The following is a 16,055-nucleotide window of genomic DNA, read 5'->3' on the forward strand; positions in this document are numbered from 1 at the left end:
CGCCACCACGCCGCCTGTCTATCCTCCCAGACACCGCCGCGAGACGATACAACCCGCTGGCGCACACCTTCGGGCAGCCGCCGCCGAACTGCGCGCGGCCGACCGGTTCCGCGGCACCCCCCTGCCCGTCGTCAACCGCCACCTGCGCTGTGCTGTGGGCTTGCTGCTGCTGGCCCGCACCCACCTGGAGGCGGCCGCCGCCGTCGCCGACGGGCGCCCGCGGACCGGGGCAGCCAGGTAGAGCGGCCTGGACGGCCAGCCGGGGCCCGGCCCGCCATCGTCCTCCGCGCCCACCCTCCCGCGGCCCCGGCCCAGGCGCCGCGCCATCCCCGCTCACGCCTCTCTGCTCCCCCCGGCCGCGCCTCGTGCCGTCGGGTGGCGGGGACGTCGGCGGCCGGGCGAGGGAGGTCGGGATCACTGCCAGGCGATCAGTTGCGTTCCCCCTGGGTGCTGACGGCTGCGGACTGCACGCCGGTGATCTTCTGCGGGGTAGCGCCGGGAGCCAGGTCGAGGCGGTACAGGTCGATGTTGCTGCCCGGTTCGGACAGGAAGGCGATGGCTTTGCCGTCGGGGGACAGGACGACGTCGTGGTTGTTGCGGTCGGTGTCGGGCAGGAGGCGCTCCACCGCCTCCGCCCGGGTGAACGCCGCATCGAAGCGGATCCGGTAGAAGTTGGATGCGTTGGTGCAGATCAGGGTGTGGTCGTCGGGCCACTCGGCGGGCCGGCAGTTGCTGGGGACCGTGTCCGCTCCGGGGAAGGGTTGCTCCCCGTAGGAGGCCGGGCCGAGGTGGGCGGGCTGGACGTAGGCGTCGCCGGATTCGGCAGGGGGCGCGTCCTTGGGCCAGATGCCGATCATGGTGCCATCGGGTGCTGCGGCCATGGTTCCGGACAGGTTGACGACCGCTTCGTATGCCCAGCTCATCAGGGGGAAGCGCGACCACGGCTGGTCGCCGCTGAGGGAGAACTCGCCGCCGTGAGAGGTCCCGCGGGCCGTGGGACTGTCCTGCTTGGTGGCATCCCGACTCACGATGCGCTTGTCGCCGGTGGCGTAGCAGAGCGTGGAGGTCCCGGCCTGGAAGACGGGAAGGGTGTCCTGGGGCGAGGAGGCGAAGCCGTCGCTGGTGGGGGCGGGAAGGGCGGTGCTCTGGGCCTGCAGGGTGAAGGCGGTGGCCACCGTGCCCTCTCATCCCGGCCCGGGCAGCTGGCCGTCGACCAGGGTGTAGTCCCGGTTGAAGGCCGCACGCAGGGCCGGAGCGGCGGCCCCGCGCCGACCGTCGGGCCCGCACAGCGGCCCGGTGTCGGCCCCCTTGGGCAGCTGGGCCCCGCGATGCGCCACCGGCTTGCCGTCGGCCACGGATAGGGCGACCACACTCAGCGTTTGGACCAAGTTGGCGGGCCCGCCGCTGATGGCCGTGCGGCAGTACCCCACCACGACGCTCCCGGCCCGGACCAGGTCCTGGTCGCCGGGCTTCGCGGCGTCGCCCGCCGGCGGCCCGCTCGGGCCGCCACTACCTGCCGTGGCCCCGCCTCCGGCAGGACTGCCGCCGCAGCCGGCAACCGTCACAGCCGGCAACCGTCACAGCCGCCACCGCCGCGGCGAGCGACACAACCCAGGACTTCCTACGCGGGCTCACCAAGACCCCTCCCCCCGTCAACACGCTCCTTGATCACTGACATGTGACTATCAGTCACCTCCTGTACCTGGCAGGGATGATTCGCCGCATCCGGTGTGGCCCGAGGCCGGCCAGGCGAGCGCAGCGCCGACGAGAATGAGCCTGGCCGGCCCCAGCGGGGACGCGTCGGCTGCATCGCCGCCCGCCGCCGTGGCAGCCGGCGCGGGCTGACGCCTTGCAGGCCGGCCTGGCGCATCAGGCGCTCGACCCGCTTGCGGCCGACGTGGGTGCCCTCGCGCCGCAGGACGGCATGGACCCGCGGGGAGCCGTAGGTCTCGTCGGAGTCGGCGTGGATGCGGCGGATGAGCTCGGTCAGCTCGGCGTCGCGGCGTCTGCGCTCGCAGGGCTCGTGGACGTCGCGGCGCCAGCGGTAGTAGGTGGAGACGGGAATGTGCAGTTCCCGGAGGACGGGCTCGGCCCCGAAGCGGTGCTGGTGCTCGTCGATGAGCCTCAGTACCGTCGCCGGGTCGGGTCGAGCTCCTGGGCGAAAAAGCCGAGGCGGCCTTGAGAATCTCGCACGAGCGCCGCAGCTCGGCGTTCTCCTTCCGCAGAGCGGCCAGCTCCTCCTTCTCGACGGTGGTCAGCCGGTCGTCGCGCTCACCCCGGTCCGCGTCGGCCTGGCGGATCCAGTTGCGCAGGGCCTTGTGGTGCACCCCGAGGTCGCGGGCCGTCTGCCGGATCACCGGCTTCGGGTCGGCGGCGCGGTACGCGGCAACAGCTCGCTGCCGCAACTCGGGCGGGTACTTCATCGGTGCAGCCATGGCAGAGGCGCCCTTCTCATGGCCCATCAGGCCATCTCCGGCAACCTTCCGCATGTCGGGGGAGCCTCAGTCCGGATCGTGCTGCCGATCCTGGCCGCCGCGCCGTGGTCAGAGAACGTCCCGGTGGCGGACTTGAGCAGGGCGGCGGTGATCGCGTTGCCAGCGGCGGCGACGATGCCCGGGCTGATGGCGCGCACCAGAGTAAAGGCGGAGCGGCCGGCCATTGCGACCGCGGCCGCGATCAGGCTCAGGCAGGCGGCGAGGGCGGGGATCCGCGGGTTCGGCGTGCTCGGTGGGCCAGACGGCGATCGGGTTGCCCAGCCAGCGGGTGCCGTCGGGGACCTCTTCGCCGCGCATGACGAGTGAGGCCGGACCGATCGTGGTGCCCGGTCCTACGGTGGTACCGGGCAGAACGATCGAGTGCGGACCGGCGGTGGCGCCGGCCTGGAGCCGGACGGCGTCCAGACGCATGACCCGGTCGTGGAACAGGTGGGTCTGCAGCACCGTGCCGCGGTTGACGTTCGCACCCTCCTCCACGGTGACCAGATCGCTCTCGGGAAGCCAGTATGTCTCGCACCACACGCCGCGGCCGATGTTGGCGCCGAGGCTGCGCAGCCAGAGGTTGAGGTACGGGGTGCCGAGCAGGATCTGGCCGCCCCAGGGCACGGCGAGCTCCTCGACGAAGGTGTTGTAGAGCTCGTTGCGCCACACGAAGCTGGACCAGAGCGGGTGTTCGGCGGCCTTGAAGCGGCCGACCAGCAGCCACTTCGCGAGGGTGGTGAGCAGGCAGGCGGCGAGCGAGGCACCGGCCATCACCAGCCCGGCGCCAGCCAGCGTGGGTGCGAGGCCGTCCTGGTCGCGCAGGGTCTGGAGCGCGCCGAAGACGAGGTCGGCGAGCATGGCGGTAATCACCAGCGGGATGAAGCGGCAGAGCTCGACGGCGGCCCGGGCGAACACCAGCCGCCGGGGCGGGTCGTAGGTGCGGCTCTCCTCGACGGTGTCCGCCACCCGGGGCAGGGCGATGCCGGGGCGGCCCAGCCAGGAGGAGCCGGGCTCGCTGTGCGCGGGGGCGTCGGAGAGGACGCCGACCAGTGCGTCGTCGGGGAGGGTGCGGCCGGGGCCGACGATGCCGGAGTTCCCCACAAAGGAGCGCCGCCCGACCCGCGCGGGTGCGATGCGCAGCCAGCCGCCGCGCACCTCGAACGGCGCGATCAGCGTGTCGTCCGCGAGGAACGCTCCGTCGTCCACCCGCATCAGCCCGGGCAGCGCAAGCACGGTGGAGGCCTCGACGCGACGGCCCACCCTGGCGCCGAGCAGTCGCAGCCAGACTGGCGTCAACAGGCTTGCGTAGAGCGGGAAGAGCGAGCGGCGCGCGGTGTCGGACAGTCGGCTGACGGCCCACACGCACCAGGCCACCCTGCCCTGTGCCGGGTGGAAGCCCGGGCGGATCGGACGGCTGAGGACGCGGATCAGCAGGGCCAGCAGCGTGGCGTAGCAGGTGAGCGTGATGGCGATCACCAGCACGGTGGTGGGCAGGAGTTGGATCAGCGCGGCGCCGAGGGTGGGGTCGGTGTCGACCAGCGGGTGGAGGACGGCGAGCGCGGGGAGGGAGGAGAGTGCGGGGAGCAGACCGAGTATCAGCAGCCCCGCACCGTAGGCGAGGTCCCAGCGGCGGTAGTGGTGGCGGTGCGGCGCGGGCCAGTCGGGGCGCGGTTCGGTGCTGGGGCGGGCCGGGGAGCCGTGCCAGTGCGCGCCGGCGGGAACGGTGCCGAGGACGCAGCTGCCGGGGGCGACGTCGGCGGCGGCGCCGATGCGCGCGCCGGGCATGAGGGTGGACCGGGTGCCGATGCGGGCGCCCTCGCCGATCTCTACAGCGCCGAGGCGCAGCACGTCACCGTCCAACCACCAGCCGGCGAGATCGACTTCGGGTTCGACGCTGCAGTCCGCGCCGAGCCGGGCGAGGCCCGTCACGGGCGGGAGGGTATGCAGGTTGACGCCCCTGCCGACCTTGCAGCCGAGGGCCCGTGCGTAGTGCCGGGCCCAGGGGGTGCCGGTCAGGCCGACCACGCCGAAGGCGGTGGCCATACGCTCGGCCGCCCACAGGCGCAGGTGCACGGCGCCGCCGCGCGGGTAGCTGCCGGGCCTGAGGCCGGCGGTGAGCAGCCGGGCGGCGGCGCTGCCGAGCAGCAGGCGACCGGGGGCGCTGGAGAGCAGCAGCAGGCCGGGGACGATCAGCCACCAAGGGGTGTGCGGGGCCCGCCGCATGGTGCCGCCGGTCAGGTTGTCGAGCGCGGCGAGGGCGAGCACCCAGCGCAGCCCGACGACGGTGAACAGGGCGGCCAGCACGAGCGTCTGCCAGACGCCCGCGCGCAGCGGGGTGCGGCGCACCTGGCGGTGCTCGCGCGGCCCGGCGTCGAACTCGTCGAGCCGGGCGGCGAGATCGAGCAGGGTGGGGTGGGCGTAGAGGTCCGCGACGGAGACACCGGGGTAGCGGGCGCGCAGCGCGGAGACCAGTTTTGCCGCGGCCAGGCTGGTGCCGCCGAGGGCGAAGAAGTCCCCGTCGGCGCCGACCGGCAGGCCGAGCAGGGCTTCCCACTGCTCGGCGAGCCAGCCGGCGGTGCTGGCGGGGCGCCGGCCGGTGCCCGGCTGCGGACCGGTGGTGAGCGGCCAGGGCAGGGCGGCCCGGTCGACCTTGCCGGAGGTGCGGGTGGGCAGCTCGTCCAGCACGGCCAGGACGGGTACCAGCGACTGCGGCAGCCGTTCGAGCAGGGTGGTGCGGGCAGCGGCGAGGTCGAGATCGGTGTCGGCCTGTGGCACGAGGTAGCCGACCAGCAGCTGGCCGCCCGCCGGGGTGGTCCGCACGGCCGCGGCGGCGGCCCGGACGTCCGGCAGCGCCTGGAGCGCGGCGTCGACCTCGCCGAGCTCGATTCGCCGGCCGGCCAGCTTGACCTGCTCGTCGGCGCGGCCGGCGAAGACCAGACCCTCGGGTTCGTTGCGCACCAGGTCGCCGCTGCGGTAGACGCGTTGGGAGCGCAGGTGCGGGTGGGTGGTGAACTTCTCGGCGTCCTTGGCCGCCTCCAAGTAGCGCGCGGTGCCGACGCCGCCGATCAGCAGCTCGCCGGTCTCGTGCCAGCCGACCGGCCGGCCCGTGGCATCCACGACGGCGATCTCCCAGCCGTCCAGCGGGGCGCCGATCCGCACCGGCTGCCCGGGAAGCAGCCGGGCGGCGGTGGCCACCACGGTCGTCTCGGTGGGCCCGTAGGTGTTCCATAACTCCCGGTGCGGGGTGGCCAGGCGCTCGACCAGTTCGGGCGGGCAGGCCTCGCCGCCGACGATCACCAGCCGGACGGCGTCCAGGCACTCCTCGGGCCAGAGCGCGAGGAGGGTGGGGACGGTGGAGATGACGGTGATCCCGCGTTCCACCAGCCAGGGGCCGAAATCGCCGCCGGCCTTCACCAGGGAGCGGGGAGCGGGGACGAGGCAGGCGCCGTGCCGCCAGGCCAGCCACATCTCCTCGCAGGAGGCGTCGAAGGCGACGGACAGACCGGCCAGGACCCGGTCGCCGGGGCCGAGCGGGCGCTCGCGCAGGAAGAGCCGGGCCTCGGCGTCGACGAAGGCAGCGGCATTGCGGTGGGTGACGGCGACGCCCTTGGGGCGGCCGGTGGTGCCGGAGGTGAAGATGATCCAGGCGTCGTCGGCCGGGGTCGGCGGGGCCGGGAGGGGGCCCGGCTCGGCGCCGGAGGCCGGCCGCGTCCCGGGGGCGAGCTGCCCGTTCGCCCCGACCACGGCACTCACCTGCGCGTCCCGCCAGATCAGTGCAGCGCGTTCGTCCGGGTCGTCGGCGTCCACCGGTACGTACGCGGCCCCGACCCGCAGCGCGGCCAGGATGGCGATGTAGAGGTCGGGCGTGCCGGAGGGCGCCCGGATGCCGACCCGGTCGCCCGGCCCGATGCCGTGGCCGGTCAGCCGCTCGGCGAACTCGTCGACGGCACGCAGCAGCGCGCGGTAGCCGAGCACCGTGCCACCGGCGTCCAGCGCCGGCGCGTCCGGATGGGCGTCGGCGGTGGCGGAGATGATGTCGAACAGGCTGCGGGCCTCCGGTGCCGTGGCCACCGGCCAACCGACGCCGGGGCCCGGCGAGGGTCGGCTCAGCGTGTGCACACCCACCGGGTTCTCGCGTGTTTCCATCAGGTCTTTTCCTCGATTCCATGTACTGCCGAGTACGACGCGGACAGGGCTCTCCCCGCACGGGAATGAGGGTGCGTGACGATCTCGGAGTGACTACGTTGCCATTCGCCCTGGCGCGCTCCAGTGGTGACCGGATGATGGGAGGGCGAGTTCAAAGGAAATTCTCATCCGCAGTCTCGAAAGTGCCGTGCGAGGGTTGCGGCCGTGCGCGACGTCGGGTCGAATCTGCAATGGACAGCCACCAAAGAATGAGGCTACTGCGCCGCGGGGTGGGCTACCGGCGCGGGAATCCGAATGGGTGCACGCATTTCTTGTGCGGGTTCAGTGTGTGGACGGCTCCGGCCGTGCGCGGGGGGCGCCGGGTGGAGCCCGCGATAAAGATTCGACAAGGCGTGCCGCCGGTAGGGTGAATTCGTGTTCGTCCGATCGGTGGAACGCCGCCGAGCAGGGCGTGGTCTGTGTTGGCGAAGGGATGTTCGACCGTTGGATGCCGGGCGCGTAATGAAGGATGTGAGAGGCGTTCCGACGGCGCTCCGGCATGCGGGACGCCGACGGTCGGAGCCTGCGCTGGTTTGCGCAAGGAGACAGCGATGCTGACATTCGTGAGGTGCCGCCGGCCCGCCACCTGCCGTCTTACAGCGCGTCCTACGTGGTGGTTGGGTCGTTGGACCGTGCAGGGGGAGTGGTGGGTGGGGCTGGATCGTTCCTGACGGCTTGTGGGATCTGGTGGAGCCGTTACTGCCGCCGGCTCGGGTGCGGCCACAGGGCGGTGGGACGGCGAACCTGGACGACGAGGCGGTGTTCGCCGCGGTCGTCTATGTGCTGACGACCGGGTGCGCGTGGCGACATCTGCCGCCCTGCTTCGGGCTGTCGAAGCCGACGGTCCACCGCCGCTTCACGATCTGGACCAGGGACGGGCTATGGGGCCGACTGCGGCGGGCGACGCCGGAGCGCCTGGCCGCGGCCGAGGTGCTGGATGTGTCGCGGGTGATCGTGGACTCGGTGCACGTCCGTGCGAAAAGGGGGGGCGCTCACACCGGTCCCAGCCCCGTCGACCGGGGCAAGCCCGGCTCCAAGGTGCACGTCCTCTCCGACCGCAGCGGGCTGCCCCTCGTCGTCGGCGTCTCGGCCGGCAACGTCCACGACCAGCACGGACTGATCCCGCTCGTCCAAGCCCTCCAAATGAAACACGACCCGGAACGGGGCCTGCACTACCAACCCCGCAAGGTCCACGCAGACAAAGCCTACGACAGCCCTGGCCTGCGCAAATGGCTCCGCCGGGAGCGCATCCTGCCCCGGATCGCCCGCAAGGGCATCGAGTCCAGCCAGACCCTCGGCCGCCACCGCTGGGTCATCGAGCGCACCATGGCGTGGCTCACCGGCCACCGCCGAATCGCCCGCCGCCGAATCGCCCGCCGCTACGAACGCGACCACCTGGTCTACCTGGCCTTCTGCGACCTCGCAGCCGTCATTACATGCCACAAACGACTCACCAAACTCACCACGTAGGACAAGGTCTTATTCGAGGATTCTCATCACCGGCGGCCTGTCAGGGAGTCGTGGCCATGAAGTGCCGGGGGGACTGGGCCCGGCACCTCAATGCTGACGGTGGTCAGCAGGCGGGGCAGGAGACCTGCCGCTGGCGCCGGACCTGCCGGGGGTTGCCGTCGCTGTCGTACTCGGTCTCCCACACCCACTCCCACACGGTGCGGGATCCGTTGCACCGGCTGCACGTGCTGGTGTCGGAGACGGACGCTGCGGGGTCGTAGGCAGGACCCGGTGGTGGAGGTGCTGGTGGCGATTGCGGGGCCGGCGGGCGGGTTGAGGCGGCGCTGCTTGTTCTCGCGGTGCTTGTCGATCGACTCCTTGACCTCCTTGACGATCAAGAATCCGGTCCAAAGCGTGGCGCCCGCGAGGAACAGGGCGCCGAGGCTGATCTCGTCGTTGTTCTCGTTGTCGTTGCTCATCTTCCGCCCCCTGAGCGGTAGTCGGCTTCGTAAAGCCGTGAATGCCTGGCGTGCGGTGTGGAAGGTGTGCCCGCCGGCGGGTTGGTGCATCCCCTCGGGGGTGCACCAACCCGCCGGTACGGGAGCGGGTCCTTACAGGACGGGCGGGCAGGGGATCTGCCAGCCGGTGACGCCGTCGACGATCTTCACCGTGGTGCACACGGCGGGCTGCCAGCGGCGGTAGATGTCCAGGCCGGCGGGAGTCCCAGTTGGCCTGCCACGGCATGTTCCGGTTGGAGTTGCCGAGCCAGGTTCCGTTGACGCCGGCGTAGACGGGCTGGCTCTCTGCGACGGAGTTGCCGCAGGCGTCGTAGCCGATGGCGAAGAACGAGGCCGTGAACCCGCGCAGCGCCAGGAGCGAGCGCACGTTGGTGACCGCGGTCAGCTGGCCGGTGGACCGGTCGAGGGTCGCGTTGGTGGACAGCCGCAGCCCGCCGGTGGGGTCGGAGCCGTACGAGGTGGTCATGATGCCGCTCTGCGCGGGGGCGCTGCACACGGGGGTGGCGGCGTTGGCGGCGCCGGCGGGGGCGAGGACGGTGAGGCCGAGCAGGGTCACGCCGATGGCGAGGGTCTTCACGAGACGCTGGACGGTGCGGTTCATGGCAGGGATCTCTCCGTTGCGGGATCGCGAGTGGGACGGCCCGGCCGGGGCACGGACCACGTTGCTCCCCGGGCGGTGGTGTTGTCCTGGTTGTCCGGCTCTCCGCCGGGCAACCTCGGGTTGTCGCAGACAACTGCGCGGCCAGGAGGCCCCGAGGAGGAAGCTCGGGCCGTGGCTGCGGGACTGGCATTCGCCGCGGCGCCGCCTCGGCCCGGGCAGGCACACTCCGAGCAGGCCGCCCTCGTCCCTCCGGCCGTCACCGGTACGAGCTCGTTGTCCGCCAAGCCCGGTCCTGCCACCGTCCTCTCATCTCGCTACGGCGCCGACACAGGCAATGGGATGCAGGGAGCCGCGCCGAGTTCCACGGGGCGTCAGGTGCTGGCACCCCCCGACTGTGACCTCCGGTCGGCCAGGCCCGGTAGGGACGCACCTTTCGCCGCACCTCAGCCAGGAACGCGAGATCTCCCACGTGGTGCAGGGGCAGGCGTACGCCCAGCGCAACGGTGACGATTCCCTGCGAGACGGCTACGCCGGGCGCACTACGAAGGCAAGCACGGAGCGAAGGAACCGCTTCACGCCGACTATCGCCGCGGATGGCGGCAAGGGTCTGGGCAGCCCGCGTGCGGATGGGGCTGTCGAGGGGGGTTCCGTCGATGAGCTGGGCGAGGAGTTAGGCCGCGCGGTCCGCACACCCGTCCACCTTCGCCAGGCTCTCCGCAGCCTGCACCAGGTCCGCGTCGTCAAAGCGGTCGTTGCTGGCGAAGGAGATGAGCCGGGCCGCGCCCTCGTCCTGGTACTCGTCCAGTTTGGTCAGCTCCATTGCCGCCCATTTACGGATGGGATCGTCGAGTGCAGGATCCTCGGCGAGTTGGGCAAGGAGCTGGGCCGCACGATCGGCGCATCCGTCCACCCCGGCGAAGCACTTGGCCGCTCGCACGCGGTCCAGCCGCTGAGGATTGTGTCGCTGGCGAAGGCCTGCAGACCGGTGAGATTCCGGCCGGTGGTCTGCTCGTAGTCGATCTCGCTGCCGACACCAAGGTGGCCGGCCGGGGCTGCGGCGCGTTGGCCGAGCAGGGTGGCGTTCTGGGCGAGGGCCTGGTCCCAGGCCATGCCGCGCGGGACACCGTCCAGGGTGGTGGCGTTGGTGGTGCCGTTCAGCAGCTTGAGCGGGTGGACGAAGCTGAGCACGGGCAGGTTGACCGAGGGGCGGCCGTCGCCGTGGTCGATCAGCCAGTGGTTCTTCGCGTCGAATTCGGCCATGTCGCGGACGGTGCGCCAGATGCAGGCGTCGTCGCGGCAGTGCCGGGCGCCGACACCTGGAGCGGGGTGCCCGCGGCGGCCGCGGCCGGTGGTCTGTCGGGTACGAGTGCCGCGCCCAGCAGCGCGGTGGTGCCGGCGATCGTGCGGAGCTTGTTGGACGGAACATGCATGCAACGCCTCCAGACGGACGGGTCGGTCCCCGGGCGGATCGCAGCATGAGGTCTGGACCGCGTGCGGTCACTGGGGTGGATGACGCCGGTGGGCCGTGGCGTGACATGTCGTCAAGCCTTTAACAGTGCCTGCTACATGATGCACATCCCGCCAATGGTGTGGCGCACCACACACTGGGCCGACTCCGCGCGCTGCGGAGCCTTCTCGCGCCGCCCCCGCACGTTCCGCCCCGAGGGAGTTGCCCGTGTCCGCCGTCGAGCAGTCCACCGCCGTCCAGGACCCACCGACCGTCCAGCGCCTCAAGGCGAACTCCGTCGGGCTGACCGGCGTGATCTTCATGGCGCTGGCGACAGCCGCACCGATCACCGCGATGACCGGCAACCTGCCGGTGATCGTCGGCGGCGGCAACGGCGTCCATGCGCCGGCCGGCTTCCTCTTCGTCACCTTGGTGCTGACCGTCTTCACCATCGGCTACGTGGCGATGGCCCGGCACATCACCACCGCCGGCGCCTTCTACGGCTACGTCTCGCACGGCCTGGGCCGGGTGGTCGGTATGGCGTCCGGCCTGCTGGCGATCCTCGCCTACGTGGTGTTCGAGGCCTCGATCGTCGGCATCTTCGCGTACTTCGGCCAGCAGGCCGTGGAGTCGCAGTTCGGCGTGGACCTGCCCTGGCAGGTGTTCGCGCTGGCGATGCTGGCGATCACTGCGATCCTGTCGTACTTCGACCTGGAGGTGGCGTCGAAGATCCTCGGCGTCTTCCTGGTCGGAGAGGTACTGATGCTGATCCTGCTGGCCGGCTCGGTGCTGGCGCACGGCGGCGGCCCGGACGGTCTGCACCTGTCCCCGCTCAACCCCACCGGCGCCTTCGCCGGGATCAACGCCGGTGTCGGCCTGTTCTTCTGCTTCTGGTCGTGGATCGGCTTCGAGTCGACCGCGATGTACGGCGAGGAGTCCCGCAACCCGAAGCGGATCATCCCGCGCGCCACCCTGCTCGCGGTGGTCCTGCTCGGCGTGCTCTACACCTTCGTCTCCTGGATGGTGCTGAGCGGCAACGGCCCGGCCAAGTCCCTCGACATCGCCACTGGTTCGAGCCCGCTCGACCTGTTCCTCGCCCCCGCCCAGCAGTACCTGGGCCACTGGGCGGTCACCGCCTTCCAGTGGCTCATGGTGACCAGCGCTTTCGCCTGCGGCATGGCCTTCCACCAGTGTGCCTCCCGCTACCTGTACGCGATCGGCCGCGAGGGCTTTCTGCACCTGGCCCTCGGGCGCACGCACGCCAAGCATGGCTCTCCCTACATCGCTTCCTTCACTCAGACCGGCATCGCGCTGGCGATCATCCTGGCCTTCTGGGTGACCGGCCAGGACCCGTACGTCAGCCTTTACACCCTTACCGCGATCCTCGGCACGCTCGCCCTGCTGGTGGTGCAGACCCTCTGCTCCTTCGCGGTGATCGCGTACTTCCGGCGCAACCACCCCGAGTCGCGGCACTGGTTCCGCACCTTCACCGCGCCGCTGCTCGGCGGCCTTGGCATGATCGCCGCGATCGTGCTGCTGGTGACGAACCTGGACACCGCCGCCGGTGCCGCCTCCAAGATCCTCTTCTTCAGGTTCATCCCGTGGATCGTCGCCGCGGTGTTCCTCGGAGGCATCGCCCTCGGGCTCTGGATGAAGGCCAGAAACCCCGAGAAGTACGAGGTGATGGGCCGACTCGTCGTCGAGAACGCCCAGGAACGCGAGGACGAGGAGCCCGCGCCGGCCGCAGTCTGACTCACCGCGGTCCGACCCCCCGCCGGCCGCCCCCCAAGGCCACCTCCCCGCAGTCCGACCCCCCGTTTTTGCAGTCTGACCCCCGCCGAGAACGGAAAGGCTGTCCCCCACATGGCACGCACCCACCAAGCCCGGCTGATCCGCAACCTACTGGCCGACCAGGCGGTCGCAGACCGGCTGCACCTGCCGGCCGACGAGTACCGCGGCCTCCGTGACGAGGCCCGCGCCGAGCCGGACGGCGTCTCCCGCCGCGCGCTGCTCGGCCGGGCCGCCGCCCTCGGCATCGGCCTGACCGGCGCCGCGGCGCTGTCCGGCGGCGCCAAGGCGCACGCGGCACCCGTGACCACCCCGAAGGTCGTCGGCTCGCCGCGGATCGCCATCATCGGCGCCGGCATCTCCGGCCTGAACGCCGCCCTCACCCTCGCCGACAAGGGCGTCGCCGCCACCGTCTACGAGGCCAACCCGACCCGGATCGGCGGCCGGATGTACTCCGGCGGCAGCCCCTCCAGCCCGGGCCTGTGGAACCAGGGCCAGGTCTCCGAATGGGGCGGCGAACTGGTCGACACCGGCCACCACGCCATCAAGGGCCTCTGCCAGCGCTTCGGCCTCGGCCTGACCGACGTCGCCGCCGACCTGCCGCCCGGCGCCGAGGGTATCTTCCACTTCAACGGGCACTACTACCCGAAGGACCAGGTCGACAACGACTTCAAGCAGATCTGGCAGTCGATCAAGACCGACATCCAGGCCGGCGGCTCGGCGCCCACCTGGAACAGCCACAACGCCGCCTCGGTCGCCCTCGACACCCTGTCGATCCGCGACTGGATCAACTCCCGGGTGCCGGGCGGCTTCGGCAGTGACCTCGGCGCCCTGCTGGACTGCGCCTACGCGGTCGAGTACGGCGCGGACACCACCACGCAGTCCTCGTACGCGATGCTGGTGATGCTCTCCTGGCAGTCCAGCCCGGGCAACCTCTCCATCTGGGGCGGCTCCGACGAGCGCTGGCACATCACCGGCGGCAACGACCAGGTCCCGCGCGCCATCGCCGCGGCTCTGCCGACCGGCACGGTGCAGATGGGACACACTCTGCAGGCCGTGGTGAAGAACGCCGACGGTAGCCAGACCCTCACCTTCGCCCTGGACGGCGGCGGCACCAAGACGGTGGTCGCCGACCACACCATCCTGGCCGTCCCGCTGCCGATCCTGCAGAGCCACGTCGACCTGTCGAAGGCCGGGCTCGACCAGATGATGAAGGGCGTCCTCGCCAACATGCGGATGGGCGCCTGCACCAAGCTCAACATGCAGTTCACCAACCGGAGCTCCTGGTCCGGCACCGGCGTCTGGCCGGGCGTCTCCAACGGCGAGTGCTTCGCCGACCTCCCGTACCAGCAGGCCTGGGACGTCACCCGCGGCCAGGCCGGCAGCAACGGCATCCTGGTCCAGTACGGCGGCGGCAGCCTCGCCCGCGGCCTCACCCCGCCGTCGGCGTTCACCACCGCGTCCACCGCGTACACCCGCAACCTGGTGGACAACTACCTCAGCCAGATCGACTCGATCTGGCCGGGCGCCAAGGCCGCCTGGAACGGCAAGGCCACGCTGTCCGCCTGGCACCTCAACCCGTACTCGTACGGTGCCTACTCGTACTGGCCGGTGGGCTACCTGACCACCTACGCGGGTTACGAGGGCACCGCACAGGGCAACCTGCACTTCGCCGGCGAGCACACCTCGTACGACTTCCAGGGCTACATGAACGGCGGCGCCGTCGAGGGCGCCCGGGCGGCGAACGAGGTACTCGCCGCCATCGGCTGACGGGTACCCCCATGGTCATCAGGCCGATGCCGACCCACCGGGTCAGCATCCGCTGCCGGTCCGTCTCCGTCCCTTCGGGTAGCGCCCGCAGTTCCTCGCACAGTTCCTCCACGGCCGCAGCCAGTCGGTCGTGGTCGGTGGGGACCATGCGCAGGTCGTGGCCCTGCGTGATGAGGCGCTGGAGCACCCGCGCCTTCCTTGTTCGTTCCCGCTCCGCCAGTTGGTGCTACAGCTGGTCGGTCTGGTGACGCAGGTCGGCGAGGAGGTCCCGGCCGTGCGCGGAGAAGTGCTCGGCCATGAGGTCGAGCTGGTTCATGAGGGGTTCTCGACCAGCTGGTCAAACTGCAGCGCCGGTTCGTCGAGCGAACTCCCGGACTCCGGGCAGCGGGGCGGGTGAGTAGAGCAGGTCGGCGGTCAGCGCGCGCAGCGCTGGTCGCCGTGCTTCTTCCGGGGCGGCCTGTTCGACGAGGCACAGCGCGGCGAAGGTGCGCCGCGGGTTGCCGAGCCGGTGCCACATGCGGGCGGTGTCGGTGCCGAGGCGGGCGCGGCGTTCGGCGGTGGGCATCGCCGCAGCGGTGAGGCGCGCGGTGTACGGCACGCCCTCGTCGGGGGTGCCGAGGGCGTTGTGTACGCCGATCCAGTAGAGGTCGCGCTGCGCCGGGGTCGCGTCAACGGTGAAGAGTGGCGCCGCAGGTGTGCCGGCCGGGAGCTGGCGGATCGCCTCGTCGGCGGCGGCCATGAGGTCGAGGGCATCGCTGCGGCGCCGGTCGCACGCCGCCGTGTATGCCGCGGTGAACAGCAGGGTCGCCGCGACGGCATGCGGCGCGGCGCCGCGTTGGTCGGTGAGGTCTGCCGCGGTGCGGCGCAGCAGGTCGACGGCTGCGGAGGGGCGGCCGGAGCGGCGCATGGTGATTGCCAGGACCCGGGCGGCCTCGCCGATGACGACCGGGCTGCCTCCGGCGCGGGCCGCGGTCAGTGCGCGATCGGCGGTTGCCCAGGCGATGTCGGAGTGGTGCTTGAGGGCGAGCTCGGTGGCGAGCACGTAGGCGCGCGCGACGGTGGAGTGGGCGCGTTCGCGGGCGACTCCGGCCGCTGCGTCGCGTCCGGCCTCGGCGGCGCCGATGAGTTCGGGCAGGGTCTGGCCGAGGTGGCCGTAGCGTGCCGCGGTGAAGTCGCCGCGGGCGGCGGCCAGGTGCTGCTCCACCACGGTGGCCGAGGTGGCCCCGGACGGGTCCGGGGCGTACAGGGCCCGCTCAAGCGTGGCGGTCAGGTCGTTGCCGGACGCGGGTGCGGGCGTGGCTGCCGCGGGGGAGGGGATGAGGGCGGCGGCTGCGGTGCCCGCCATGCCGGCCAGCAGTTCTCTACGTCGCACGGGGGCCTCCTGCTGAGCCTGCATCACACCGTCGGCCACACTAGCCGCCGGAGGGGTCATGGGGGAGCAGCTTGTGTCGGCGCGCCGCTGCACCGGGACGACACCCAGACGCTGGGGTGGAAGGCCCAGCGCCTGGGCGATGGCCAGCAGGGTCTCCGGGGCGGGCCGGATTGTGCCAGCCTCGACGCGGCTCACCGTGGATGCGGAGTAGCCGCACTTCGCTCCGAGGTCTCCCTGCGTCATCCGGGCTTCTGCCCGGGCGCCCCGGATGACCGCTCCGATCTCCCTGCCACCGGCCGTGGGCACCGCCATCTGTCCTCCAACTCGGGAGTGTGGCAACGCTTCGAAGGTACACCCGGAGCGACGGGGCATGCACAGTGTGTGCAGGTTCTGCATGCCGTTCGCGCATCGCCCCGTGAGGTCTGCCGCTGGTGCCGGCCGGGCGGTT

At 71.7% G+C, this 16,055-nt stretch carries 13 protein-coding genes and 1 pseudogene; 5 read left to right on the forward strand and 9 right to left on the reverse strand.

What is annotated here, in order from left to right; translation table 11 throughout:
• Positions 1-241 (forward strand): hypothetical protein (locus ACFV0G_RS07720; protein WP_380543266.1); only part of this gene is annotated, 241 nt, incomplete at its 5' end.
• Between the two features lie 187 nt (positions 242-428).
• On the opposite strand, the gene ACFV0G_RS07725 is transcribed toward ACFV0G_RS07720, so the two are convergent.
• The 3 genes from ACFV0G_RS07725 to ACFV0G_RS07735 form a co-directional block, all read right to left on the reverse strand.
• Entirely contained in the window at positions 429-1,175 is a 747-nt protein-coding gene (locus tag ACFV0G_RS07725) for a hypothetical protein (protein ID WP_380543269.1), read from the reverse strand.
• A gap of 9 nt (positions 1,176-1,184) precedes the next feature.
• Positions 1,185-1,370 carry a hypothetical protein gene (locus ACFV0G_RS07730; RefSeq protein ID WP_380543272.1) on the reverse strand — a complete coding sequence of 62 codons (186 nt, stop codon included), beginning with the start codon at positions 1,368-1,370 and terminating at the stop codon, positions 1,185-1,187.
• A 251-nt stretch (positions 1,371-1,621) separates the two neighbouring features.
• Entirely contained in the window at positions 1,622-1,969 is a 348-nt protein-coding gene (locus ACFV0G_RS07735; protein WP_380543330.1) for a transposase, read from the reverse strand.
• Between ACFV0G_RS07735 and ACFV0G_RS07740 the strand changes: the two genes are divergently transcribed.
• Positions 1,850-2,182, forward strand: a complete 333-nt coding sequence (locus ACFV0G_RS07740) for a hypothetical protein (protein WP_380543343.1) — start codon at positions 1,850-1,852, stop codon at positions 2,180-2,182. The genes ACFV0G_RS07735 and ACFV0G_RS07740 overlap by 120 nt on opposite strands.
• 25 nt (positions 2,183-2,207) lie before the next feature.
• On the opposite strand, the pseudogene ACFV0G_RS07745 reads toward ACFV0G_RS07740, so the two are convergent.
• Positions 2,208-2,489 (reverse strand): annotated as a pseudogene (locus tag ACFV0G_RS07745) (transposase); the annotation flags it as partial.
• A gap of 54 nt (positions 2,490-2,543) precedes the next feature.
• Entirely contained in the window at positions 2,544-6,623 is a 4,080-nt protein-coding gene (locus ACFV0G_RS07750) for a Pls/PosA family non-ribosomal peptide synthetase (protein ID WP_380543275.1), read from the reverse strand.
• A gap of 699 nt (positions 6,624-7,322) precedes the next feature.
• Between ACFV0G_RS07750 and ACFV0G_RS07755 the strand changes: the two genes are divergently transcribed.
• Complete coding sequence (locus tag ACFV0G_RS07755) at positions 7,323-8,132, forward strand: IS5 family transposase (protein ID WP_380543333.1); 810 nt, start codon at positions 7,323-7,325, stop codon at positions 8,130-8,132.
• A gap of 26 nt (positions 8,133-8,158) precedes the next feature.
• Here ACFV0G_RS07755 and ACFV0G_RS07760 read toward each other — a convergent pair whose 3' ends face one another.
• From ACFV0G_RS07760 to ACFV0G_RS07770, 3 genes are all read right to left on the reverse strand, one after another.
• Positions 8,159-8,590, reverse strand: a complete 432-nt coding sequence (locus ACFV0G_RS07760; RefSeq protein WP_380543278.1) for a hypothetical protein — start codon at positions 8,588-8,590, stop codon at positions 8,159-8,161.
• A gap of 1,310 nt (positions 8,591-9,900) precedes the next feature.
• Positions 9,901-10,050 (reverse strand): hypothetical protein, encoded by a 150-nt coding sequence (locus ACFV0G_RS07765; protein ID WP_380543281.1) that lies wholly within the window; start codon positions 10,048-10,050, stop codon positions 9,901-9,903.
• A complete protein-coding gene (locus ACFV0G_RS07770; protein WP_380543284.1) occupies positions 10,041-10,490 on the reverse strand; it encodes a hypothetical protein in 450 nt (149 codons plus the stop codon). Before ACFV0G_RS07770 ends, ACFV0G_RS07765 begins: the two co-directional genes overlap by 10 nt.
• A gap of 508 nt (positions 10,491-10,998) precedes the next feature.
• Between ACFV0G_RS07770 and ACFV0G_RS07775 the strand changes: the two genes are divergently transcribed.
• Together ACFV0G_RS07775 and ACFV0G_RS07780 are read left to right on the forward strand one after the other, a co-directional pair.
• On the forward strand, positions 10,999-12,429 hold the full coding sequence (locus ACFV0G_RS07775; protein ID WP_380543337.1) for an APC family permease: 1,431 nt from the start codon (positions 10,999-11,001) through the stop codon (positions 12,427-12,429).
• A 111-nt stretch (positions 12,430-12,540) separates the two neighbouring features.
• The gene (locus ACFV0G_RS07780; RefSeq protein ID WP_380543288.1) at positions 12,541-14,235 is read left to right on the forward strand and encodes an FAD-dependent oxidoreductase; all 1,695 of its coding nucleotides are present in this window, start codon (positions 12,541-12,543) and stop codon (positions 14,233-14,235) included.
• 337 nt (positions 14,236-14,572) lie between these two features.
• On the opposite strand, the gene ACFV0G_RS07785 is transcribed toward ACFV0G_RS07780, so the two are convergent.
• Positions 14,573-16,003, reverse strand: a complete 1,431-nt coding sequence (locus tag ACFV0G_RS07785) for a helix-turn-helix domain-containing protein (RefSeq protein ID WP_380543291.1) — start codon at positions 16,001-16,003, stop codon at positions 14,573-14,575.
• Positions 16,004-16,055: the final 52 nt, after the last annotated feature.

The organism is Kitasatospora sp. NPDC059571, assembly GCF_042735675.1.
In the GTDB taxonomy this organism is placed as follows: Bacteria; Actinomycetota; Actinomycetes; order Streptomycetales; family Streptomycetaceae; genus Kitasatospora.